The organism is Nocardia sp. NPDC059228 (genome assembly GCF_042754245.1).
In the GTDB taxonomy this organism is placed as follows: domain Bacteria; phylum Actinomycetota; class Actinomycetes; order Mycobacteriales; family Mycobacteriaceae; genus Nocardia.
On the sequence record NZ_JBHZAL010000013.1, the window covers coordinates 174,643 to 197,018 of the forward strand.

General features: G+C 67.1%; 18 protein-coding genes and 1 pseudogene. 4 read left to right on the forward strand and 15 right to left on the reverse strand.

What is annotated here, in order from left to right; translation table 11 throughout:
* Positions 1 to 17: 17 nt before the first annotated feature.
* The gene (locus tag ACFXKA_RS21570; protein ID WP_379428600.1) at positions 18 to 845 is read left to right on the forward strand and encodes an alpha/beta fold hydrolase; all 828 of its coding nucleotides are present in this window, start codon (positions 18 to 20) and stop codon (positions 843 to 845) included.
* A 474-nt stretch (positions 846 to 1,319) separates the two neighbouring features.
* Here ACFXKA_RS21570 and ACFXKA_RS21575 read toward each other — a convergent pair whose 3' ends face one another.
* Complete coding sequence (locus ACFXKA_RS21575) at positions 1,320 to 1,598, reverse strand: hypothetical protein (protein WP_379428601.1); 279 nt, start codon at positions 1,596 to 1,598, stop codon at positions 1,320 to 1,322.
* Positions 1,599 to 1,876: 278 nt separating this feature from the next.
* Between ACFXKA_RS21575 and ACFXKA_RS21580 the strand changes: the two genes are divergently transcribed.
* Both ACFXKA_RS21580 and ACFXKA_RS21585 read left to right on the forward strand, forming a co-directional pair.
* Entirely contained in the window at positions 1,877 to 2,605 is a 729-nt protein-coding gene (locus tag ACFXKA_RS21580) for a VIT family protein (RefSeq protein WP_379428602.1), read from the forward strand.
* A gap of 752 nt (positions 2,606 to 3,357) precedes the next feature.
* Positions 3,358 to 5,850 (forward strand): patatin-like protein, encoded by a 2,493-nt coding sequence (locus ACFXKA_RS21585; protein ID WP_379428603.1) that lies wholly within the window; start codon positions 3,358 to 3,360, stop codon positions 5,848 to 5,850.
* Positions 5,851 to 5,928: 78 nt separating this feature from the next.
* Here the strand turns inward: ACFXKA_RS21585 and ACFXKA_RS21590 are convergent, their stop codons facing one another.
* Positions 5,929 to 6,108 (reverse strand): hypothetical protein, encoded by a 180-nt coding sequence (locus tag ACFXKA_RS21590; RefSeq protein ID WP_379428604.1) that lies wholly within the window; start codon positions 6,106 to 6,108, stop codon positions 5,929 to 5,931.
* Positions 6,109 to 6,331: 223 nt separating this feature from the next.
* Between ACFXKA_RS21590 and ACFXKA_RS21595 the strand changes: the two genes are divergently transcribed.
* The gene (locus ACFXKA_RS21595; protein ID WP_379428605.1) at positions 6,332 to 7,054 is read left to right on the forward strand and encodes a hypothetical protein; all 723 of its coding nucleotides are present in this window, start codon (positions 6,332 to 6,334) and stop codon (positions 7,052 to 7,054) included.
* A 49-nt stretch (positions 7,055 to 7,103) separates the two neighbouring features.
* Here ACFXKA_RS21595 and nuoN read toward each other — a convergent pair whose 3' ends face one another.
* From nuoN to ACFXKA_RS21660, 13 genes and pseudogenes are all read right to left on the reverse strand, one after another.
* Positions 7,104 to 8,717: an NADH-quinone oxidoreductase subunit NuoN gene (gene nuoN / locus ACFXKA_RS21600; protein ID WP_379428606.1), complete on the reverse strand. Its 1,614-nt coding sequence runs from the start codon at positions 8,715 to 8,717 to the stop codon at positions 7,104 to 7,106.
* A complete protein-coding gene (locus ACFXKA_RS21605; RefSeq protein ID WP_379381087.1) occupies positions 8,714 to 10,330 on the reverse strand; it encodes an NADH-quinone oxidoreductase subunit M in 1,617 nt (538 codons plus the stop codon). Before ACFXKA_RS21605 ends, nuoN begins: the two co-directional genes overlap by 4 nt.
* Positions 10,331 to 10,359: 29 nt before the next feature.
* A complete protein-coding gene (gene nuoL / locus ACFXKA_RS21610) occupies positions 10,360 to 12,231 on the reverse strand; it encodes an NADH-quinone oxidoreductase subunit L (protein ID WP_379428638.1) in 1,872 nt (623 codons plus the stop codon).
* Positions 12,232 to 12,250: 19 nt separating this feature from the next.
* Positions 12,251 to 12,550 (reverse strand): NADH-quinone oxidoreductase subunit NuoK, encoded by a 300-nt coding sequence (gene nuoK / locus ACFXKA_RS21615; protein WP_354832807.1) that lies wholly within the window; start codon positions 12,548 to 12,550, stop codon positions 12,251 to 12,253.
* Positions 12,547 to 13,422 carry an NADH-quinone oxidoreductase subunit J gene (locus ACFXKA_RS21620; RefSeq protein WP_379428607.1) on the reverse strand — a complete coding sequence of 292 codons (876 nt, stop codon included), beginning with the start codon at positions 13,420 to 13,422 and terminating at the stop codon, positions 12,547 to 12,549. Before ACFXKA_RS21620 ends, nuoK begins: the two co-directional genes overlap by 4 nt.
* A complete protein-coding gene (gene nuoI, locus ACFXKA_RS21625; protein ID WP_354833131.1) occupies positions 13,419 to 13,994 on the reverse strand; it encodes an NADH-quinone oxidoreductase subunit NuoI in 576 nt (191 codons plus the stop codon). Before nuoI ends, ACFXKA_RS21620 begins: the two co-directional genes overlap by 4 nt.
* Positions 13,989 to 15,179, reverse strand: a pseudogene (gene nuoH / locus ACFXKA_RS21630) (NADH-quinone oxidoreductase subunit NuoH); the annotation flags it as partial. The pseudogene nuoH and the gene nuoI, both read right to left, overlap by 6 nt.
* 7 nt (positions 15,180 to 15,186) lie before the next feature.
* Complete coding sequence (locus ACFXKA_RS21635; protein ID WP_379428608.1) at positions 15,187 to 17,658, reverse strand: NADH-quinone oxidoreductase subunit G; 2,472 nt, start codon at positions 17,656 to 17,658, stop codon at positions 15,187 to 15,189.
* Positions 17,655 to 18,974: an NADH-quinone oxidoreductase subunit NuoF gene (gene nuoF / locus ACFXKA_RS21640; RefSeq protein WP_379428609.1), complete on the reverse strand. Its 1,320-nt coding sequence runs from the start codon at positions 18,972 to 18,974 to the stop codon at positions 17,655 to 17,657. The genes ACFXKA_RS21635 and nuoF overlap by 4 nt, the downstream gene beginning before the upstream one ends.
* A complete protein-coding gene (nuoE, locus tag ACFXKA_RS21645) occupies positions 18,971 to 19,687 on the reverse strand; it encodes an NADH-quinone oxidoreductase subunit NuoE (RefSeq protein WP_379428610.1) in 717 nt (238 codons plus the stop codon). Before nuoE ends, nuoF begins: the two co-directional genes overlap by 4 nt.
* Positions 19,684 to 21,015, reverse strand: coding sequence for an NADH dehydrogenase (quinone) subunit D (gene nuoD / locus ACFXKA_RS21650; RefSeq protein WP_354832798.1), 1,332 nt, complete (start codon positions 21,013 to 21,015; stop codon positions 19,684 to 19,686). The genes nuoE and nuoD overlap by 4 nt, the downstream gene beginning before the upstream one ends.
* Positions 21,015 to 21,764: an NADH-quinone oxidoreductase subunit C gene (locus ACFXKA_RS21655; protein WP_379428611.1), complete on the reverse strand. Its 750-nt coding sequence runs from the start codon at positions 21,762 to 21,764 to the stop codon at positions 21,015 to 21,017. The genes nuoD and ACFXKA_RS21655 overlap by 1 nt, the downstream gene beginning before the upstream one ends.
* On the reverse strand, positions 21,761 to 22,315 hold the full coding sequence (locus ACFXKA_RS21660; RefSeq protein WP_326311010.1) for an NADH-quinone oxidoreductase subunit B family protein: 555 nt from the start codon (positions 22,313 to 22,315) through the stop codon (positions 21,761 to 21,763). The genes ACFXKA_RS21655 and ACFXKA_RS21660 overlap by 4 nt, the downstream gene beginning before the upstream one ends.
* Positions 22,316 to 22,376 lie beyond the last annotated feature (61 nt).

The window sequence follows — 22,376 nt, forward strand, 5'->3', positions numbered from 1 at the left end:
GACCACTTGGAGCAACCATGACCTCGACCGCACCCGTCACCTCCGGAACCGTCGCCGTGCCGGACGGCACCATCTACTACGAAGTCCGCGGCAGCGGCCCACTGATCGCCCTGATCGGCGCGCCGATGGATTCCGGACCGTTCGGCGCGCTGGCCGAACTGCTCGCCCCCGACTACACCGTGCTCTGCAGCGACCCGCGGGGCCACGGCCGCAGCCCGGTCAACGACACCGACAAGGACTCGACTCCGGAACTGCGCGCCGACGACCTCGCCCGTGTGCTCACCCATGTCGGCCAGGGACCGGCCACCGTGCTCGGGTCCAGCGGTGGTGCGATCACCGGTCTGGCGCTGGCCATCGCCCGGCCCGATCTCGTGCCGACCCTCATTGCACACGAGCCGCCGCTGCGCGAACTGCTCCCCGATCGCGACGAGCTGCGTGCTCGGACCGACGAGGTCCGGGCCGTCTACGAGACCGGCGATGTGCTCGGCGCGGTCCGCAAATTCTTCGCCATGACCGGTCTGTTCATGCCCGAGGAAGTGTTGCAGGAGATGTTCGGCGGCGAGCGGGACCCGCAGTCGATCGCCTCCGATGACTTCTTCTACCGCCACGAGCTGCACACCACCTCCGGCTGGCAGCCGTCCCTCGACGCCCTCCGCGCCACCCCGACGAAGATCATCATCGGCATCGGCGACGAATCCGCCGACAAGTTCTGCGATCGCACCTCCCGGGCCCTCGGCGTCGAGCTCGGCATCGAGCCGACCCTTTTCCCCGGCGGCCACGGCGGTTTCATGGAACAGCCCGACGCCTTCGCCAAGCGCCTGCGCGAAATCCTGCAGGACAACTGACCGAATTCGTCGACGACCATGCATGGGCGGCAGGGCCACCCGGGTTTTGCCTGCGGCAATGCATGGTCGTCGGTAAACGTGAGGAATAGGCTGAGGACACACTGATCCGAGGGTGCGGAGGTGTGGACTATGAGGATTCGAACGGTTCGGGGCGTGGGATTCGGGGTGGTGGGGCTCGCGATATTCACGGCCGCTGTGGCGGTCTCGCCGGCGGCTCGCGCCGATGGGCAGCTCTACGTGTGCGATGAGGTGCAGGTCACGATGGACGGGCACGGGCTCGGGACCGGGAACTGCGTGTCCGCGGGAGGCGGAGCGCCTGCCATGGGATTGATCACCGGCGCTTTCGATATCTCGAGGCGCTCGGACAACTACACGGTGCATTGTTCCGACAATGGCGGCACGACCGGAGAATCATGGCTCCCGGGTGAGGTGAACGGGGGCTCGACACAATGCGCTCCGACTTCCTGACCGGATTCAGTCGGGACGAATTGCCCAGCGCGCGTATGTATTTTCGGGATTCACCGTGACGATGTCGGCGACCTGCACGATATCGTCGGGTATCAGGCCGCCGAAATGCGCGAGGCTGGGAACGATCACCGCATCGGCCTCGAGGCGGGAGATCAGCGTGCGTACGCGCACGAACGGGCGATCGGTCTCGGGGCCGAAGACCAGGGTCTTGCACAGGTCGTAGCCGAGCCGGCGAGCCAGATGCTGGATCTGAGCCTCGTCCCAGTGTTGCTGTGCCCCCGACACGTCGTGCCGGAGGAATCCGATCGCTGATGGTTGTGGCCGCATCTTGCCGCTCTCTTGAACTGATCCGCCTGGCGCCGGTGTCAACGCTACGGCTAACCAGTGCCGAACATAGGGTGATCGGGCCAGAAACTGCTCCTCGCAAACGTGTCGCGATCGGAGTGTCCGCGCCGACGCCACCGCGATTACCACCGAAAATGCTTGGTATGCAATGCATTACCTAATTTCGGTGAGCCTCTCTTTGCTGGCGGGAATCCCTCTGAAGCATTACCGTTCCCCTCGTGAGGGACGATTTCGACGGGTCGGTGGCGGTCGCGCAACCGACCGAACCGCATGCGGTGGGATTGGCGACGCGCCTGAATTGGCTGCGTGCCGGCGTATTGGGAGCCAACGATGGAATCGTCTCCGTGGCAGGCATTGTGGTCGGCGTGGCGGCGGCCACCAGCAACAGCACCGCGATCATGACGGCGGGCGTGGCCGGACTCGCGGCCGGCGCGGTCTCGATGGCCTTGGGCGAGTACGTCTCGGTGAGCACCCAGCGCGACAGCGAGCGCGCGCTACTGGAAACCGAGCGACGCGAATTGGCCGAGCAACCCGAGGCCGAACTGGCGGAGCTCGCGGCCATCTATCGGGCGAAGGGCCTCTCACCGGCCACGGCTCAGGCTGTGGCGGAGGAACTCACGGCCCGGGACGCGTTCACCGCGCACGCGGAGGCCGAGCTCGGCATCGACCCGGACGAACTGACCAACCCGCTGCACGCCGCGCTGTCCTCAGCGCTGTCGTTCACACTGGGCGCGCTACTGCCACTACTGGCAATCCTGACGCCCCAGGCGATCCGGGTACCACTCACCATGGCCGCGGTGCTCGCCGCACTGGCCTTGACCGGGGCCGTGGGCGCCCGGCTCGGCCAGGCCCCGGTGGCGCGGGCGACCGTGCGCGTCCTCGCGGGCGGTGCGCTCGCCATGATCACCACCTATACGATCGGGCACCTGGTCGGCGTCGCGATCTGATCGGGAATCGCTGCGGCCGGCCAGGTCTCACGCGATCGGCGTGGGCGTGAGTCGCGGACCCGCCGACGCGGCGGTGTCTTCTTGCAGTGGGTACCCAATGGTGCGACGGCCCGGACGCTGCGGAGACGGCGTCCGGGCCGAGCTGCCCCGGCACTGCATGCGCTGCCCAGCGCACTGCTGGGCACCGGAGGTCCTACGGCGTCACCGGTGGCGGGGAGTCTGAAGTCTGCCGCCGGTGACACGGGGGTGCATTCCCTGCGCGGTGCCGCGCGCAGCGCGCCGCGTAGTGCCCGGATCAATGCCGGCGGGCGCGAAGTTCCGCCGGTGCCAACGAGTTTCGCGTATCCGGCTGGGCCCGGCATCTCGGGAAAGCCGGTAGGCACGCAAGGTCTCCGGCTTGGCACGACTGGTCGGTCATGTGCGGAGTACGGCCGCTGCCTGCGCGCCGGCTTCGCCACGCGGGCAGCCCGCGGCGGGGCCGGCGACCAGGAGATCGCGGGTCAGGGCCGCCGGCCCAATCCCCGGACCGTGCACGGGTACATTCGGGCCGTGAATCCACTGGAAGGCAATGCCGTGACCTAACTTTGTTTGTGATAGCTGTTCAGGAAAATGCGCCACTATTCTGGTCGGCAGTCCAGATTATTGGAAGCCTCCGCATCGAATCGAGTAGTGCAATACGCAGGTAGCCCAGGCGGTCGGGGGATAGGGTGACGACATCAACTATCCGGGCGTCTCAATAAGGGGGGACCTCGATGTCTCGGGATGCAGAACCTGCCGAACTGCGCATAGCGCTCGTCTGCTATGGCGGCGTATCGCTTGCCATTTATATGCATGGCATAACTAAAGAACTGCACAAACTCGTCCGCGCATCGCGTGCTCTGGATCAAATTCTGGAAAGCGACTCGCAGGTCGTGAATCCGTTCGTGGGAGCAGATGGCCAACCATCGGATACGGAAAGCGTTTACTTCGACGTCCTTTCGCGGATGCGGGCGAAGGGGCAGCCGCTGTCGGTCGGGATCGACATCATTGCCGGAACCTCCGCCGGGGGCATCAACGGCGTGGTCCTCGGCAAGGCCATCGCGCAGAACGCGGATCAGGGACCGTTGAAGCGGCTCTGGATCGACGAGGCCGACCTTGGAATATTGGCACGCAGCATGCATATCGGCGGGCCGAAGCTGCGCACGGCGCTGGCGTTCATCGGCAAATTGGCGACCTTCTGGACCGATCGCGCGGTATTGAACGGCGAAGTCATGTCACGGCTCCTGTATCAGGCGCTGGCCGGGATGGATGAGAAGCGACCGGTCGCTTGGTCGGCGAATTCGCGTGGGCCCGCGGCCGAAACGCTGATTTCGCGAACCGGTGAGTTGTCGCTCTTCGTGACCACGACCGATCTGAACGGATTCGACGTAGCGGTGGCGTCGAGCGATGGCGGTGTGGGTCAGCGGGACCGGGAACATGCGCAGGTACTCGAGTTCATCCGGGACGACAACAATAGGGAGGCATTCGGCGCGCAGGCGACACCGACCCTGTCCTTCGCGGCGAGGGCGACCTCCGCCTTCCCCGGTGCGTTCGAACCGGTCAATCCGGGAACTTTCCCGGCCCAGGCTCAGTTTCCTCCTAGCGCACGGGTGAATACCGATCTCTTCCACTACAGCTATCAAGAGGACGGCCGTAACGCGGGCGCCGCCTGGTTCGTGGATGGTGGCGTGCTCGACAACGCGCCGTTCGACCTCGTCGTCGACGCGATCAGCCGCAGACGGTCGTCCACCGAGGTGCATCGCCGGCTCGTCTACATCGAGCCGGATCCGGGATGCGCTCTCTCGGCTCCACCTGCCGACCCCAACAGCGGCAAGGCCGCGAAACGCAGTTGGGCAGCGGATGTTCAGAAGGTGCTCGTCGGAATCAGGGGTAGCCGATCACTGATCAGAGATCTGATCCGACTGCGTGACATGAACGAGAAGATCACCGAGATGGGCGCCATCGCCATGCGCCAGGAGGTCGAGGTTCTCGACCGGATCAGCGCTGCCGTCGCATCGATACCTGGTTGCGAACAGGCTGTGCCACAGCTCAATTCGCAAGATCTCGGTACGGCCATCGAGGCAATGCCCGAACTCGGGTTCTTGAGGGACCAGGAGAAATTCCAGGAGGTTTCGGACAAAATGCACACCGAAGCCGTCACCGCACTCGGTTCGACCTGGAATACCTATCAACGGCTGAAAGTCGAGGCAGCCGCCCGATGCATCGCGGACGCGATCGTGCAATATTTCGCGTTGCCCGGCGAATCGGGGACCGCGGTGTTCATCCGATGCGCTATGGCCGCCTGGCTGCGCAGGCAACCATGCTGGACCGCAAACGACTCCGCGGAACTGTCCAAGCTCCTGCAACACATCGATACCCCGTACCGGCATCGCCGGATCATGTTCATCCTCGCCGGGCTCAACAAGCTCTATACGGCCGAGGGCGGGCCACCGCGGGCGGATATCAACGATCTCAAGGGCCAGGCATGGTCGCAGCTGGACGAGATAACGGCTGCACCCGTTGCCGCGATTCGAGCTCTGGCCGACAAGGGGCTGCTCGACTTTCTGCGCCCGCAACGGTTGCAGGCCAACTTGTTCGAGGGCGAGAGGTTCCGGAAACCGGAGGACTTCGCCGGATGCGAGGAGAATGCGAAGAGTTTCACCGACCTCAAAACCGCTTACGCAGAACAGATTCAGGAAAGACTCGGAAACGGTGGACAGGTGCTCTGGGACGCGTTCGCGGCGATGACTCAGAAGTGGAACAAGCGCGATCGCATCCTCCTGGCCAGCCGGTACCTGGGCTTCCCGCTCTGGGACGGGCTGCTGTTCCCGACGATCTCGTTGTCGTATCTACCGCAATTCACTCCCATTCCGATGACTCAGTTCAGTCCCCTTCGCGCGACCGCACTCGAGCCGCTGGGCGCGGGCAAGCTCAAGGGTGTCGAGCTGCACCACTTCGGCGCGTTCGCCCACGCACCCGACCGGGAGAACGACTACCTGTGGGGCCGGCTCGACGCCGCCGAGCTGATACTCCGCACCCTCGACGAAACATTCCCAGACGGAACACCACTGGGCCGAACCCTGCTCCCGCAGGCGCTGCATGCCGTGCTGACGACCGAAGATGATCTCCGGCGGATCCCGGCGCAATTGCTCGAGTCCCTTCACGCACAGATTCCGGTGCTCAGCGCCAAGATCGCCGAAGGCGGTGACGCCGCGCGCTGGCCATAGCGAAAACAGCTGGCGGACCATGCTTTCTGCGATACACAGCCCACGTTCCGGCGAAAACCACGGGGCCACAACGTTGCACTACCAGGGCAGCGGGCCATTGACATCGAAGAATCCGCCGGTCGGGCCGTCCACGCCGATCAGCGCCATCCGCACGATCATCTCGGCCGCTTCCTGAGCTGTCTGGTGACCGCTGTTGTTGTGCCACACCTCTTTCGTCGCCTGCCGCCCCCGCTCGGCGTCCCGACTCCCGAGATACACCGTGTGTGCCCGTCCGCCACGAGCTGCCGCGCAGTCTCGAAGCTGATCCCGTTGTCAGCTCCAGTCACATGGCCGCCGTAAAGAGCGACGGAGATCGCTCGATGCCTGGTCACCGGGCGCGAATGGTCACCGACAGGTAGCTGTCGCGGGCCTTTGTATCCGTTCGATCTCGTTGGGAGTTATGTGGTCTTTCGTCCGTTACGGTGATCTTCCCACTTGAGCCATGTTCGCCGCCAAGGATTCGGGAATGAGCTCGAAGGGTGCTATCGGTTTGCTGCGCGATGGTCGGGAGTCGGGTGCGGGGACCGGCGCAGTGGTCTGGGGTTGTGTTGTCGGCGGTAGGGCTGCCGGTGAGCTCGGCGGGTCTGGTGGCAGCCCGAATTCCGAAAGGGGTAGGGCAGTGGCGATCCTCGATGATGGTGTCGTGCAACAGGTTTCGTTGCCGGCCGACTCGCTGTTGGACGATTATGGTGCCTGGTTGGCTGGGCATTCCGCTGCGCTGGAGTTGTTCTTCGCGCAGGACGCGCCGAGTGTGGGCGCGCTCGACGACCCCTGGACACTGCAGGGGCTGCAGGCCGCGGTGCGGATGGCACGGACACGGATCGTGGATCGTCGTGGCATCCTCGCCCCCGAGAATCGCGCCCTGATCGATCGGTTCGGACGGTTCGTCGGGGAAGTGTTCGTGCGTCAGTTCGACGGATCGTGGACCAACGTGCTCGACAACGCACCGCCCGACGTGCAGGTCTGGCCGATGGTCCGCTGCACCGGCTACCTCGCCTGCATCGCACCACACAGCGCGGTCGAGATAGCCATCGCACAGGGCCGCCCCCAGGGACCCGCCGCAACACCCGACGGCATCCTCACCGATCTGTACCGGGGGGTGCAGGACAAGTACCTGACCTGGATCGCCGCCGACCCGACCTCGCCGTACCGGGCGACAGCATGAATCGGGCCCGCCGCGAATGTCGCGGCGGGCCCGATCGATTGGCCGGGGCTCAGCGGGTGAATGTCGAGGCGTTCTTGGCCAGGTCGAGCAGGGGTTGAGGGAAGATGCCGAGGACCAGGGTGGCCGCGGCGGTGAGGGCGATGACCGTGCTGGTCAGGGTGGGGTAGACGACGTTGGGCGGGGTGGCCGGCGGGTCGGTGAAGAACATCAGAACGATCACGCGGATGTAGAAGAAGGCCGCGATGGCGCTGGAGATGACACCGACGATGACCAGGGTGGCGGCATCGCCGCCGGTTGCCGCGGCGAACACGCCGAATTTGGCGATGAAGCCGCTGGTGAGCGGGATACCGGCGAAGGACAGCAGGAACAGGGAGAAGATGGTCGCCAGCCAGGGGGAGCGGCGGCCCATGCCGGCCCAGGCGGGCAACGCCGTTGCCTCGTCACCGTTCTCGTCGCGCACCAGACTGACCACGGCGAAGCCGCCGAGGGTGCCGAGGCCGTAGACGGCGAGGTAGAACAGGACGGACGAGACGCCCGCGGTGGTCGCGGCCACCAGGGCGGTCAGGATGAATCCGGCATGTGCCACCGAGGAATACGCGAGCATGCGCTTCATGTCGGTCTGGGTGACGGCGAGGATCGCGCCGACGACCATGGTGGCGATGGCGACCGCCGCGAGCACCGGCCGCCAGTCGTTGCGCAGGTCGGGGACCGCCACGTACAGCACGCGCAGCAATGCACCGACCGCGGCGATCTTGGTGGCGGCGGCCATGAATGCGGTGATCGAGGTCGGCGCGCCCTGGTAGACGTCGGGCACCCAGGACTGGAACGGGACCGCGCCGATCTTGAACAGCAGGCCCACCGCCAGCATGGCGATGCCGAGAATCGCCAGGGTGTGCGAGCTTCCGGCATCGCGGGTGACGGCTTCGGCAATGCCTGCCAGGCGGATGGTGCCGGCATAGCCGTACAGCAGCGCCATGCCGTAGAGGAAGAAGGCCGACGAGAACGCGCCCAGCAGGAAGTATTTCAGCGCGGCCTCCTGCGACAGCAGCCGGCGCCGCCGCGCCAGCCCGCACAGCAGGTACAGCGGCAGCGACAGCACTTCCAGCGCCACGAACATGGTGAGCAGGTCGTTCGAGGCCGGGAACAGCATGAGACCGGCGAGCGCGAACAGGGTGAGGGGGAAGACCTCGGTGGTGGCGACTCCGGCCTTGGTGGCGGCGACTTCGTCGCCGCTGCCGGGCGTGGCCGCCGCCTGCGGGGTGAAGGCGTCCACCCCGCCGCGCGAGGCGGTCAGGCTCCAGGTGCCGGGCCCTTCCCGCCGCACCGGCATGCGGTCGGCATGGCGTTCGGCGATGAACAGCAGTCCGAGGATGCCGACCACGACGATGGTGCCCTGCAGGAACAGGGAAACCCCGTCGATGGCAACCGCGCCCACGACCGCCGTCTCGCGGACATCACGCAGTCCGATCACCGCGCCGAGCGCGACGGCCAGGCCGCCCAGTCCGAGCACCAGCTGGATCCCGTATCGGAATCGCCGGGGCGCGAAGGCTTCCACCAGCACGCCCGCGACGGCGACGCCGAACACGATCAGCATCGGGGACAGGTCTCGGTACTCGATGCTCGGTGCCGGGACTGTCGCGGCGAGCAGCAGACCTCCACTCATTTGTGGGCACCTCCCGTGGTCGTCTGGGCGGCTTCCGGCTGTACGGCCGGCGCCGGGTTGTGCTGTCCGATGGTGGTGAGGGTGCGGGCGACGGCCGGATCGATCCGGTCCAGCGCCGGTTTCGGGTACGCGCCCAGGAACAGCAGGGCGAGGATGAGCGGGACCACGACCACCAATTCACGGGGGAGCAGGTCGTAGAGCCGCTCGTTGCCCTCCTTCACCGGGCCAGTCATCATGCGCTGGTACATCCACAGCACATACAACGCCGCCAGCACCAGCGCGGAGGCTGCGAGGACGGCCGCCACCGGGTATCGGGTGAATGTGCCGATCAGGACCAGGAATTCGCTGATGAACGGTGCGAGACCGGGCAGCGAGAGGGTGGCCAGGCCGGAGATGAGGAAGGTGCCCGCCAGGATGGGCGCGACCTTCTGGACACCGCCGAACGCGGCGATGAGCCGGGTTCCCCGGCGCGACACCAGGAATCCGGCGATCAGGAACAGCGCCGCGGTGGAGATGCCGTGGTTGACCATGTACAGCGTCGCACCGGTGCCACCCTGGGTGGTGAGCGCGAAGATGCCGAGGATGATGAACCCGAAGTGCGAGATCGAGGTGTACGCGATCAGTCGCATGACGTCGGTCTGGCCGATGGCCAGCAGCGCGCCGTAGATGATCCCGATCACCGCGAGCACGCTGATCAGCGGCGCGTAAGTCGAAGTGGCGGAAGGGAACAGCAGCAGGCAGTAGCGCAGCATGCCGAAGGTGCCGACCTTGTCGACCACCGCCATCATGAGCACCGCACTGGCCGGGGTGGCCGATACCGCGGCGTCGGGCAGCCAAGTGTGCAGCGGCCACAGCGGGGCCTTCACCGCGAAGGCGAACATGAAGCCCAGGAACAGCGCGTTCAGCACCGCGGGCGTCGCACCGAGGTGGCCGGAGTTGGCCGCCTCCATGACCGTCCGGAAGTCGAAGGTGCCGCCGCCATTGCTGCCGAGCTTGTCGCGTGCGGTGATGACGTACAGCCCGATGACCGCCGCCAGCATGATGAGCCCGCCGAACAGGTTGTACAGCAGGAATTTCACCGCGGCCCGCGACCGCTGCTGCCGCACCGCCGCATCCCCGGTCCGCGGTCCGAAGCCGCCGATGAGGAAGTACATCGGAATGAGCATGACCTCGAAGAACACGTAGAACAGCAGAATGTCCAACGCGGTGAACGAGATCAGCACCATGGATTCGACGACGAGGGTGAGCGCCACGTAGTAGTGCGCGACCCGCGGGCCGCTGCCCACCTCACGCTCGTCCTGCCATCCGGCGAGCAGCAGCAGCGGCACCAGCCCGGTGGTCAACAGCACCAGGACCAGCGCGATGCCGTCCATGCCGAGGGTGTAGCCGGCCCCGAAAGCCGGGATCCACTGCTGCTTCTCGACGAACTGGTATTGCGCGCCACCGGTTTCGAACCGGGTGGCCAGCCAGATGGCGATGCCGAGGGTGCCCAGCGAGACCAGCAGCGCGAAGACCCGCACCCCGGTGCGCCGGCCCGCCGGAAACAGCAGTGCGAGTGCGGCTCCGGCGAGGGGCACCGCCCACAGCGTGGTGAGCCAGGGGAATTCCCGCACGGCGCCCAACGATGAACTAGCAAGGTCGTTCACAGGAACCTCACCGCCAGCAGGGCGGCGACCACCAGGGCCGCGCCGGTGAACATGGACAGGGCGTAGGAGCGCACGAAACCGGTTTGCACGCGCCGGACCCGGGCCGACAGGCCGCCGATGACGGCGGCCGTGGTGTTGACCAGGCCGTCGATGCCGCGGTTGTCGAGGAACACCAGCGACCGGGTCAGGTGCTGGCCGGGGCGCATGAAAGCGGCCTCGTTGGCGGCGTCGCCGTAGAGGTCGCGGCGGGCGGCCTCGACGAGCGGTCCTGCGGCAGGGGCGGTTTCGGGGATCTTGCCGTGTGCGTACTGGTCGTAGGCCACCCAGATGCCGGCCGCCACCACCGCCAGCGCGAAGAAGGTGATCGCCCAGGACGGGATGAACGGTTCGGCGTGGTGCTCACCGACGACCGGGGCCAGCCAGTTGGTGAGCGAGGAACCGTAGGCGAAGAGCATGCCGGAGAACACCGAGCCGAAGGCCAGCAGGATCATCGGCCCGGTCATGGAGGCGGGTGCCTCGTGCGGGTGCACGCCCGCACGCCAGCGGCGTTCGCCGAAGAACGTGAGGATCATGACGCGGGTCATGTAGAAGGCGGTGATGCCCGCGCCGCACAGTGCGGCGAAGCCGGTGATGATGCCGCCGAATCCGCCGTGCGCGAACGCCGCCTCGATGATCCGGTCCTTGGACCAGAACCCCGCGAACGGCGGAACACCCAGGATGGCAAGGTATCCCAGCCCGAAGGTGACGTAGGTGACGGGCAGCAGTTTGCGCAGTCCGCCGTAGCGGCGCATATCGGTCTCGTCGTCCATGGCGTGCATGACCGAGCCCGCGCCGAGGAACAGCCCGGCCTTGAAGAAGCCGTGCGTGAGCAGGTGCATGATGGCCGCCGCGTAGCCGATGGGGCCGAGTCCGGCGGCGAGGACCATGTAGCCGATCTGGCTCATGGTCGAGGCCGCGAGGGCCTTCTTGATGTCGTCCTTGGCGCAACCGATGATGGCGCCGAACAGCAATGTGATTGCGCCGACTGCCATTACGGCGGCCTGCGCACCCGGAGCCAGATCGAAGATCGGGTTCGAGCGGGCGATCAGGTAGACACCGGCGGTGACCATGGTGGCCGCGTGGATGAGCGCCGACACGGGTGTCGGGCCCTCCATCGCGTCCCCGAGCCAGGACTGGAGCGGCACCTGCGCGGACTTGCCGCAGGCTCCGAGCAGCAGCAGCAGCCCGATGGCCGTGAGGGTTCCGGTGCCGGCCTGACCGGCGGCCCCGAACACGGTTCCGAAGTCGATGCTCCCGAAGGTCGCGAACATGACCATGAGCGCGATGGCCAGCCCCATGTCGCCGACCCGGTTGACCACGAACGCCTTCTTGGCCGCCGTTGCGGCGGAAGGCTTCTCGTACCAGAACCCGATCAGCAGATAGGACGCCAGACCGACGCCTTCCCAGCCCAGGTACAGCACCAGGTAGTTGTCGGCGAGGACCAGCACCAGCATGGCGGCCAGGAACAGGTTGAGGTAGGCGAAGAATCGCCGCCGTCCCGGATCATGGGCCATGTAGCCGACCGAGTAGAGGTGGATCAGCGAGCCCACGCCGGTGATCAGGAGCGCGAAGCACATCGACAGCTGATCCAGTTGCAGAGCGAAGTCCACCTTCAGCCCGGTCAGCGGCAGCCACTCGAACAGGCTGTAGTGCACGGCCCGTTGCGCATCCGACCGATCCAGCATGTCGGTGAACGCCCAGGCCGCCACCACGAACGAGGCCAGCGCCATGAGGGTGCCCACGAGGTGACCCCACGTGTCGCTGATCCTGCCGAGCAGCAGCAGGACCACGGCGCCGGCGAGCGGGAGCGCCGGCAGCAGCCACAGCATCATCTGTGCGGTATCCATGTCAGTACCGCAGCAGGTTCGCGTCGTCGACCGAGGTCGAGCGGCGGGCACGGAAGATGCTCATGATGATGGCCAGGCCGACCACGACCTCGGCGGCGGCGACCACCATGGTGAAGAAGGCGAACACCTGGCCGTCGAGGTTGCCGTGGGTGCGGGCGAAGGTGACGAAGGCCAGGTTCACCGCGTTGAGCATCAGCTCGATGCACATGAACACCACGATGGCGTTGCGCCGCACCATGACTCCGGCTGCGCCGATGGTGAAGAGCAGGGCCGAGAGATACAGATAGTTGTCCGGATTCACCGCAAGCCTTCCTCGTGGGAGTCGTTGCCGTTCTTGCCGCCGCTCGCGTCGGTGCCGTTGTGGCCGTTGCCGTTCCGGTGACTGTCACTGCCATTGCCGACGGTGAGCACCACGGCTTCGGTGTGGGCCCGATTGCGCCGGTGCCGCAGGATGGTGCTGACCGACAGCTCCTCGAAGGAGCCGTCCGGCAGTCGCGCGGGGGCGTCGACCGCATTGTGGCGGGCGTACACGCCGGGCGTGGGCAGCGGCGTGACCCGGGTGCCCCGGCGGAAACGTTCCTTCGACAGCGTGCGCTGATCGGTGGGCGGCCCGAACTTCTCGCGGTGCGCGAGCACCATGGCGCCGATGGTGGCGGTGATGAGCAGCGAGCCGGTCAGCTCGAACGCCCACACGTAGCGCACGAAGATGAGTTCGGCCAGCGCCCCGATGCTGTAGTTGCCGCCCAGGCCGGGTCCGGTCTCGGCGACGCTCTTACCGGACATCCCGCGCGCGATGCCGCCGATGAGCAGCATGCCGAAGCCGATGCCCACCACGATGACCGCGAGCCGCTGCCCGCGCAGCGTCTCCCGCAGTGACTCGGCGGAATCCACGCCGACCAGCATCAGCACGAACAGGAACAGCATCATGACCGCGCCGGTGTAGACGACGATCTGCACGATGCCCAGGAACAGCGCGCTCTGGGCGATGTAGAACGCGGACAGCGTGATCATGGTGGCGGCCAGGCACAGTGCCGAATGCACGGCCTTGCGCGCGCACACCATGCCGAGCGCGCCCAGCACCGCGACCACGGCCAGGATCCAGAACTGCACCGCCTCACCGGTGGAGGTGTGGGTGACGATCTGCTGGGCCGGCTGCGACAGGTGGTCGATCATTGCTGCGCCCCTTCCGCTCCGGCGAGTTCGCCGGTGGCGCCGGGGACTTCACCGCGGTAGTAGGAGCCCTCGTCCGCGCCGGGATACATGGCGTGCGGCGGGGCGATCATGCCCGGCTGCATCGGCGCGAGGAGGTCCTGCTTCTCGTAGATGAGGTCGGCCCGATTGTCGTCGGCGAGCTCGTATTCGTTGGTCATGGTCAGTGCCCGGGTCGGGCAGGCCTCGATGCACAGGCCGCAGCCGATGCAGCGCAGATAGTTGATCTGGTAGACGCGGCCGTAACGCTCACCGGGGGAGAAGCGTGCCTCGTCGGTGTTGTCCGCGCCCTCGACGTAGATGGCGTCGGCGGGGCAGGCCCACGCGCAGAGCTCGCAGCCGATGCACTTCTCGAGACCGTCCGGGTGCCGGTTGAGCTGGTGCCGGCCGTGATAGCGCGGCGCGGTCGGGGTTTTGACCTCGGGATACAGCTCGGTGTTCGGCTTCTTGAACATGGTCGAGGCCGTGACCAGGAAGCCGCCGAGCGGTTCCAGCAGACCGGCCTTCTCGGTGGCCGCCGGGGGCGCAGCGGGCATCGGCGGCACCGGGAAGTCCGAGTATGCCCGGGTGGAGTCCGGATCCGGCGAAGCCTTGGTGCGGTCGCCGCCCGCGTGCCCGGCCCGGATGACCAGCGCGAGCAGCACGACCGCGACCACGATCCCGCCGATCACCATGCCCGGCGTTTGGACGTGGGTCCCGTTGTCCTGCAACACCTTCAGAGTGGCGACGTACATGACCCAGGCCAGCGACACCGGGATGAGCAGCTTCCAGCCCAGGTTCATGAACTGGTCGTAGCGCAGTCGCGGCAGGGTGCCGCGCAGCCAGATGAACACGAACAGGAACGTCCACACCTTGGCGGTGAACCACAGCACGGGCCACCAGCCCGAGTTCGCGCCCGCCCACAGGCTGATCGGGAACGGCGCGTGCCAGCCGCCGAAGAACAGCGTGGTGGCCAGCGCGGAAACCGTTGCCATGTTGATGTACTCGGCCATCATGAACATGGCGAACTTCAGCGAGGAGTACTCGGTGTGGAAGCCACCTACCAGCTCACCTTCGGCCTCGGGGAGGTCGAAGGGCGCCCGGTTGGTCTCGCCGACCATCGATACCGCGTAGATCAGGAACGACGGCAGCAGCAGGAAAACGTACCAGGTTCCGTTCTGCGCCTTCACGATTCCCGAGGTGGCCATGGTGCCCGAGAGCAGGAACACCGCCGCGAAGCACAGGGCCATGGCGATCTCGTAGGAGATGACCTGCGCGGTGGAGCGCAGACCGCCCAGCAGCGGATAGGTGGAGCCCGACGCCCAGCCGGCCAGCACGATGCCGTACACGCCGACCGAGGCCATGGCCAGGATGTAGAGCACGCCCACCGGCATATCGGTCAGCTGCAGCGCCGTGCGGTGCCCGAACATGCTGACCTGAGGCCCGAACGGGATCACCGCGAACGCCATCACGGCCGGGATGAGCGAGATCACCGGCGCGAGAATGAAAATGGGCTTGTCGACGATGACCGGGACGATGTCCTCCTTGAGGAGCATCTTGACGCCGTCGGCGATGGATTGCAGGCTGCCGCGCGGGCCGACCCGGTTGGGGCCGACGCGCATCTGCATGAAGGCCACGATCTTGCGTTCGGCGTACACCGCGAGCATCGGTATCAACAGCAGGAAGATGAAGATGCCGATCGATTTGACCAGCACCAGCCACCAGGGGTCGTGGCCGAACATGGACAGGTCACTCACGGTGGTCCTCCCGTCGGATGCGCACCAGGTGTCCGGGTGTGGTGCCGAGCTGCACCAGCACGTCGGAGCCGGGGGAATTCATGGGCAGCCACACCACGCGGTCGGGCATCTCGGTGATGACCAGGGGCAGGGTGATGTGGCCGTGATCGTTGCCGACCGTCACCGGATCGCCGGTGGTGGCGCCGATCTCGGCGGCCGTGTGCGCCGAGAGCCGCACCACCGGGGTGCGGGCGGTGCCGGCCAGGTTGGGTTCGCCGTCCTGGAGCCGGCCGCGGTCGACGAGCATGCGCCAGGATGCGAGCACCGCGGTGCCCGCATGCGGCTGGGCGATGGGGTGCGGGCGGTGCACCGGGGTCGCGGCGGGCGGGCCTTCCCACGCGCCCAGATCCGCCAATTCGGCTCGGGCACTGGCCGCGTCGGGCAGGCCGAGCCGGATCCCCATGTCCGTGGCGATGGCGTCGAGCACCCGGTATTCGGGCATCGGCGCGGCCTCGCGACGCACGGTGGCGTCGCGCAGGGCCGCGTCGAACTGGCGGTGGCGGCCCTCCCAGGTGAGAAAGGTGCCGTTCTTCTCCATGGCCGAGGCGACGGGGAAGACGACGTCGGCGCGGTCGCTGATATCGCTGCGGCGTAGTTCGATCGACACCACGAAGCTCGCGGCATCGATGGCCGACAAGGCCGCGTGCGGGTCGGGCAGGTCGCCGACCTCCACCCCCGCGATGAGCAGCGCGCCCAGCGTCGGGGCGGCGGCCAGGATGGCGCTGGTGTCGCGGCCCGGCGCCGCGGGGAGATCGTTGACATTCCACGCGTCCCGAACCTGCTGGCGCGCCGCGGAATCCGCGACGGGCCGCCCGCCCGGCAGGAGCACCGGAAGTGCACCGGCCTCCAGCGCGCCGCGCTCACCGGCACGGCGCGGGATCCACGCCAGGGTGGCGCCGGTCTCGTCGGCCAGGCGGGCGGCCGCGGACAGACCACCCGGAATGCCGCCGAGACGTTCGCCGACCAGGATGAGGGCGCCAGGCCCGCGCAGCAGGTCCGCGATCTCGCGCAGGCGGGTGTATCCGGCGGTGGCGGGATCGGTCTCACCGGTGCGGACCGCCTCCAGCACATGCGGTTCCGAGCCGGGCGCGGTGAGCAGCAGGGTGCCGGACATGCGCTGCAGGCCGCGGGTCATATAGGGGGCCAGCGAGTAGATCGGGGTGCCGTTCTTGCGGGCCGCCTTGCGCAGCCGCAGGTACACCATCGGCGATTCCTCTTCGGCCTCGAAGCCGGCGAGCAGCACGAACGGGGCGCGTTCGAGCGCCGCGTAGTCGACCGTGATGCCCTGTCCCGCAATGCGAGCCGCCAGGAAGTCGGCCTCCTCGCCGGAGTGCTCGCGGGCGCGGAAGTCGATGTCGTTGGTGTTCAACGCGATTCGCGCGAACTTGGAATACGCGTAGGCATCCTCGAGCGTGACGCGGCCGCCGATCAGCACACCGGCATTGCCGCGTGCCGACGCCAGTCCGCGCGCCGCAGTCCTGATCGCCTCGGACCAGGAGGCGGGCTGCAGCGTCCCATCCTTCCAGCTGCGCACCATGGGCGTGGTGAGCCGGTCCGGTTCGGTGGCGTACGCGAACGCGAAACGGCCCTTGTCGCAGTTCCATTCCTCGTTGACCTGCGGGTCGTCACCGGCGAGGCGGCGCATGACCTTGCCGCGGCGGTGGTCGGTGCGCTGGGCGCAGCCCGAGGCGCAGTGCTCGCACACCGCCGGGCTGGACACCAGGTCGAAGGGCCGGGCGCGGAAGCGGTAGGTCGAGCCGGTGAGCGCGCCGACCGGGCAGATCTGCACGGTGTTGCCGGAGAAGTAGGAGTCCAACGGCTCCCCGGTGGCGATGCCGACCTGTTGCAGCGCACCGCGATCCATCAGTTCGATGAACGGGTCACCGGCCACCTGCTGGGAGAACCGGGTGCAGCGCGCGCACAGCACACAGCGTTCCCGGTCCAGCAGGATGGCCGCCGACAGCGGAATCGGCTTGGGATAGGTGCGCTTCTCGCCGTCGAAGCGGGATTCGGCACGGCCGGTGGACATGGCCTGGTTCTGCAGCGGGCATTCGCCGCCCTTGTCGCAGACCGGGCAGTCGAGGGGGTGGTTGATGAGCAGCAGCTCCATCACTCCCTCTTGGGCCTTGGCGGCGGCGGGGGAGGTCAGTTGGGTGTGGATCACCATGCCCTCGGCCACCGTCTGGGTGCAGGAGGCGACGGGCTTGCGCTGTCCCTCGATCTCGACCAGGCACTGCCGGCAGGCGCCGACGGGATCGAGAAGTGGATGGTCACAGAACCGGGGGATCTGGGTGCCGATGAGTTCGGCGGCCCGGATCACCAGGGTGCCGACGGGCACGGAAACCGTTGTGCCATCGATGGTTACGGTCACCATGTCGGTGGGGGTCACCCCGCCGCCGGTCGTGGAGCTCACTGTCGAGGTCATCGCGCTCCTTCAGCCCAGACGGTGGACCGGGCCGGGTCGAACGGGCAGGCGCCGAGGCGGATGTGCTCGGCGTACTCGTCGCGGAAGTACTTCAGGGAGGAGAAGATCGGGCTGGCCGCGCCGTCGCCGAGGGCGCAGAAGGACTTGCCGTTGATGTTGTCGGCGATGTCGGCGAGCTTGTCCAGATCGGTCTCGTGGCCCCGGCCGTTCTCCAGCCGCTGCAGCAGCTGGACCAGCCAGTAGGTGCCCTCGCGGCAGGGGGTGCACTTACCGCAGGATTCGTGGGCGTAGAACTCGGTCCAGCGCAACACCGCCCGCACGACGCAGGTGGTGTCGTCGAAGATCTGGAGGGCCTTGGTGCCGAGCATGGAGCCCGCCGCCGATACGCCCTCGTAGTCGAGAGCGACATCGAGGTGCTCGTCGGTGAAGATCGGGGTGGACGAGCCGCCCGGCGTCCAGAACTTGAGGGTGTGGCCGGCGCGGATGCCACCCGCGTAGGTCAGCAACTCCCGCAAGGTGATTCCGAGCGGCGCTTCGTACTGCCCCGGTCGCGCCACGTGACCGGAGAGTGAGTAGATCGTGAAGCCCGGCGACTTCTCGGTGCCGAACGACCGGAACCAGTCCACGCCATTGGCGATGATGGATGGCACGGACGCAATGGATTCCACATTGTTGACCACGGTCGGGCAGGCGTAGAGACCCGCCACCGCCGGGAACGGGGGACGCAGGCGCGGCTGGCCGCGGCGGCCCTCGAGCGAATCCAGCAGGGCGGTCTCCTCACCGCAGATGTAGGCGCCCGCACCGGCGTGCACCACGATCTCGAGGTCGAAGCCGGAGCCCTGGATATCGCGGCCGAGATAGCCTGCGGCATAGGCCTGCTGGACCGCCGCCTGCAGACGGCGCAGCACCGTCACCACCTCCCCGCGCACATAGATGAAGGCGTGCGAGGCGCGAATGGCGTAGGCGGCGATGATGACGCCCTCGACGAGGGTGTGCGGGCTCGCCAGCATGAGCGGAATGTCCTTGCAGGTACCGGGTTCCGACTCATCGGCGTTGACCACCAGGTAGTGCGGCTTGGTGGTGCCGTCGGGACCGGGGCCCTGCGGGATGAAACCCCACTTCATGCCGGTGGGGAAGCCTGCGCCGCCGCGGCCGCGCAGGCCGGAGTCCTTCACCGTGGCGATGACCTCGTCCGGGTTCATGCGCAGGGCCTTCGGCAGTGCGCGGTACCCGCCCTGGTCGCGGTAGGCCGCCAGGGTCCAGCCCTCCGGGTCCGCCCAGTGCTTGGAGAGGACGGGAGTCAGAGCGGTCGTCACTGCGCGCCTCCGTCGATCGGCTTCTGTTCCGCGACATGCAGATCCCGTTCGGCGACATGCAGGCCGGCGAGAGTGGCGGGTCCGGCACCGCCGTCGGTGGCGCCGGGCCGCTGGTCCTCGTATCCGGCGAGAATGCGGGCGGTCTCGCGGAAGGTGCACAACGGGATGCCGCTGCGCGATCCGGTCACGGGTTCCCCGCGCCGCAGCGAATCCACCAGTCCCTTGGCCGATTCCGGGGTCTGGTTGTCGAAGAACTCCCAGTTGACCATGACGATCGGTGCGTAATCGCAGGCCGCATTACACTCGATGTGCTCGAGGGTGACCGCGCCGTCGGCGGTGGTCTCTCCGTGCGTGATTCCCAGGTGCTGCTTCAGCTCCGCGAGGATCTGATCGCCGCCCATGACCGCACACAGCGTGTTGGTGCAGACACCGACGTGATAGTCGCCGGTCGGCGTGCGCCGGTACATCGAGTAGAACGTGGCCACCGCCGTGACCTCGGCATCGGTCAATCCCAGCTGCTCGGCGCAGAATTCGATGCCGGTCCCGGAGACGTACCCCTCCACCGATTGCACCAGATGCAAAAGGGGAAGCAGTGCAGAACGCGGATGGGGGTACCGCTCGATGATCTCGCGGGCCTCGAGCTGCAGACCCTCGCGCACCTTCTCCGGGTAGGGAATCGGCCGCGTGGTCAGGTTGAGCAGGATCTCGGTCATCGGTCCACACCACCCATCACGGGGTCGATGGAGGCGACGGACGCGATCACGTCGGCCACCAGGCCGCCCTCGCACATCGCCGCCACCGCTTGCAGATTCGTGAAGGAGGGGTCGCGATAGTGGACCCGGTAGGGCCGGGTTCCGCCGTCGCTGACCATGTGCACGCCCAGCTCGCCGCGCGGTGATTCGACCGCTACATACACCTGGCCCGGCGGGACGCGCAGGCCCTCGGTCACCAGCTTGAAGTGGTGGATGAGCGACTCCATGGAGGTGCCCATGATCTTGCCGATGTACTGCGGCGAATTGCCGAGTCCGTCCGGCCCGAGCTGCAGATCGGCAGGCCATGCAATCTTCTTGTCCTCCACCATGACCGGGCCCGGCCGCAGCCTGTCGAGGCACTGCTCGACGATCTTGACCGACTCCTTCATCTCGTTGACGCGGATGAGGTAGCGGCCGTAACAGTCGCAGCCGGTGTCGACCTGGACGTCGAACTCGTAGTTCTCGTACCCGCAGTAGGGCTGGGACTTGCGCAGATCGTGCGGCAAACCGGTGGCGCGTAGTACCGGACCCGTGATGCCCAGCGCCATGCACCCGGTGAGGTCCAGGTAACCGACATTGCGGGTACGGGCCTTCCAGATGGGGTTCTGGTTGAGCAGAAGTTCCATGTCCCGCAGGCGCTTCGGCAGCAGGTCCAGCAGCTCGCGCACCTTCTGCACGCCATCATCCGGCAGATCCTGGGCAATGCCGCCGGGCCGGATGAAGGCGTGGTTCATGCGCAGACCGGTGATGGTCTCGAACACGTCCAGGATCAGCTCGCGTTCCCGGAAGCCGAACAGCATGGGGGTGAGCGCACCCAGTTCCATGCCGCCGGTCGCCAGCGCGACCAGATGCGAGGAGATGCGGTTGAGCTCCATGAGCATCACCCGGATGACATTGGCGCGTTCGGGGATGTCGTCGGTGATGTCCAGCAGTTTCTCGACCGCCAGACAGTACGCCGTCTCGTTGAAGAACGGCGACAGGTAGTCCATGCGGGTCACGAAGGTGGTGCCCTGCACCCAGCTGCGGTACTCGAGGTTCTTCTCGATGCCGGTGTGCAGGTAGCCGATGCCGCAGCGGGCCTCGGTGACGGTCTCGCCCTCGATTTCGAGAATGAGCCGCAGCACCCCGTGCGTGGAGGGGTGCTGCGGGCCCATGTTCACGACGATGCGTTCCTCGGCGACCCCGTTCAGGCCAGCGGAGATCTCGTCCCAGTCGTTTCCCACCACGGTGACCGTGTGTTCGGGCCGTTCCTCGGTGTTGCGACGGGACTTGGTGTCGATGTCGTTCATCAGCTGTACGTCCTCCGCTCGTCGGGCGGCGGAATGCGCGCGCCCTTGTATTCGACCGGGATCCCGCCGAGCGGATAGTCCTTGCGCTGCGGGTGGCCACGCCAGTCGTCGGGCATGGCGATGCGGGTCAGCGAGGGGTGACCGTCGAACAGGATGCCGAAGAAGTCGTAGGTCTCCCGTTCGTGCCAGTCCACGGTCGGATAGACCGTGTACAGCGAGGGCAGGTGCGGATCGTCGTCCGGCACCGAGACTTCCAGCCGCACCCGGCGGTTGTGGGTGATGGAGTTGAGGTGGTACAGCGCGTGCAACTCGCGCCCGGTGTCCTCGGGGTAGTGCGCGCCGCTGACACCCAGGCACAACTCGAAGCGCAGGGCTTCGGTGTCGCGCAGCGTCTTCGCCACCAGCACCAGGTGCTCGCGGCGGATGTGCAGGGTCAGCTCGCCGCGGAAGACGACGATCTTCTCCACGGCCTCGTCGAAGGTCTTCGCCAGCGCCGAGCGCAGATTCGCGATGATCTCGTCGAAGATGGGACCGTAGGGCGCGGGCGTGCCGCCGGGCATGGAGACCGTGCGGACCAGCCGGCCGTAGCCGGAGGTGTCGCCGGTGCCGGAGACACCGAACATGCCCTTGCGGACGCCGATCACCTCGTCGGCCGGCTCGGCGGCTGCGGTTGTCTCCGGGGTGTTCTCAGTCGGTTCCACCGCCGCCTCCGGGGGGCTCTCCGTGCCGGTAGGTGCATCAAAGGTCATCGCAGCAGCCCCTTCAACTGAATGGTCGGGGTGCTGGCGAGCGCGGCGCGCTCGGCCTCGCGCACGGCTTCCTCGCGATTGACGCCGAGCGGCATCTCCTGAATCTTCTCGTGCAGCTTCAGGATCGCGTTCAACAGCATCTCCGGCCGCGGCGGGCAGCCGGGCAGGTAGATGTCGACCGGCACGATGTGGTCGACGCCCTGCACGATGGCGTAGTTGTTGAACATGCCGCCCGAGGATGCGCAGACACCCATGGCCAGCACCCATTTCGGTTCGGTCATCTGGTCGTAGACCTGGCGCAGCACCGGGGCCATCTTCTGGCTCACCCGGCCCGCGACGATCATCAGATCGGCCTGGCGCGGCGAGGCGCGGAACGCCTCCATGCCGAAGCGGGCGATATCGAATCGCCCGCCGCCGGTGGCCATCATCTCGATCGCGCAGCACGCCAGGCCGAACGTCGCCGGCCAGAGCGAACTCTTGCGCAGATAGCCGGCCAAATCTTCCACCGTGCTCAGCAGGAACCCGCTGGGCAGCTTCTCCTCGAGACCCATGTCGGACTACATCTCCCGGATCGGGACACCCCGTCTCGCACGGGGTGTCTCATTGGAAATC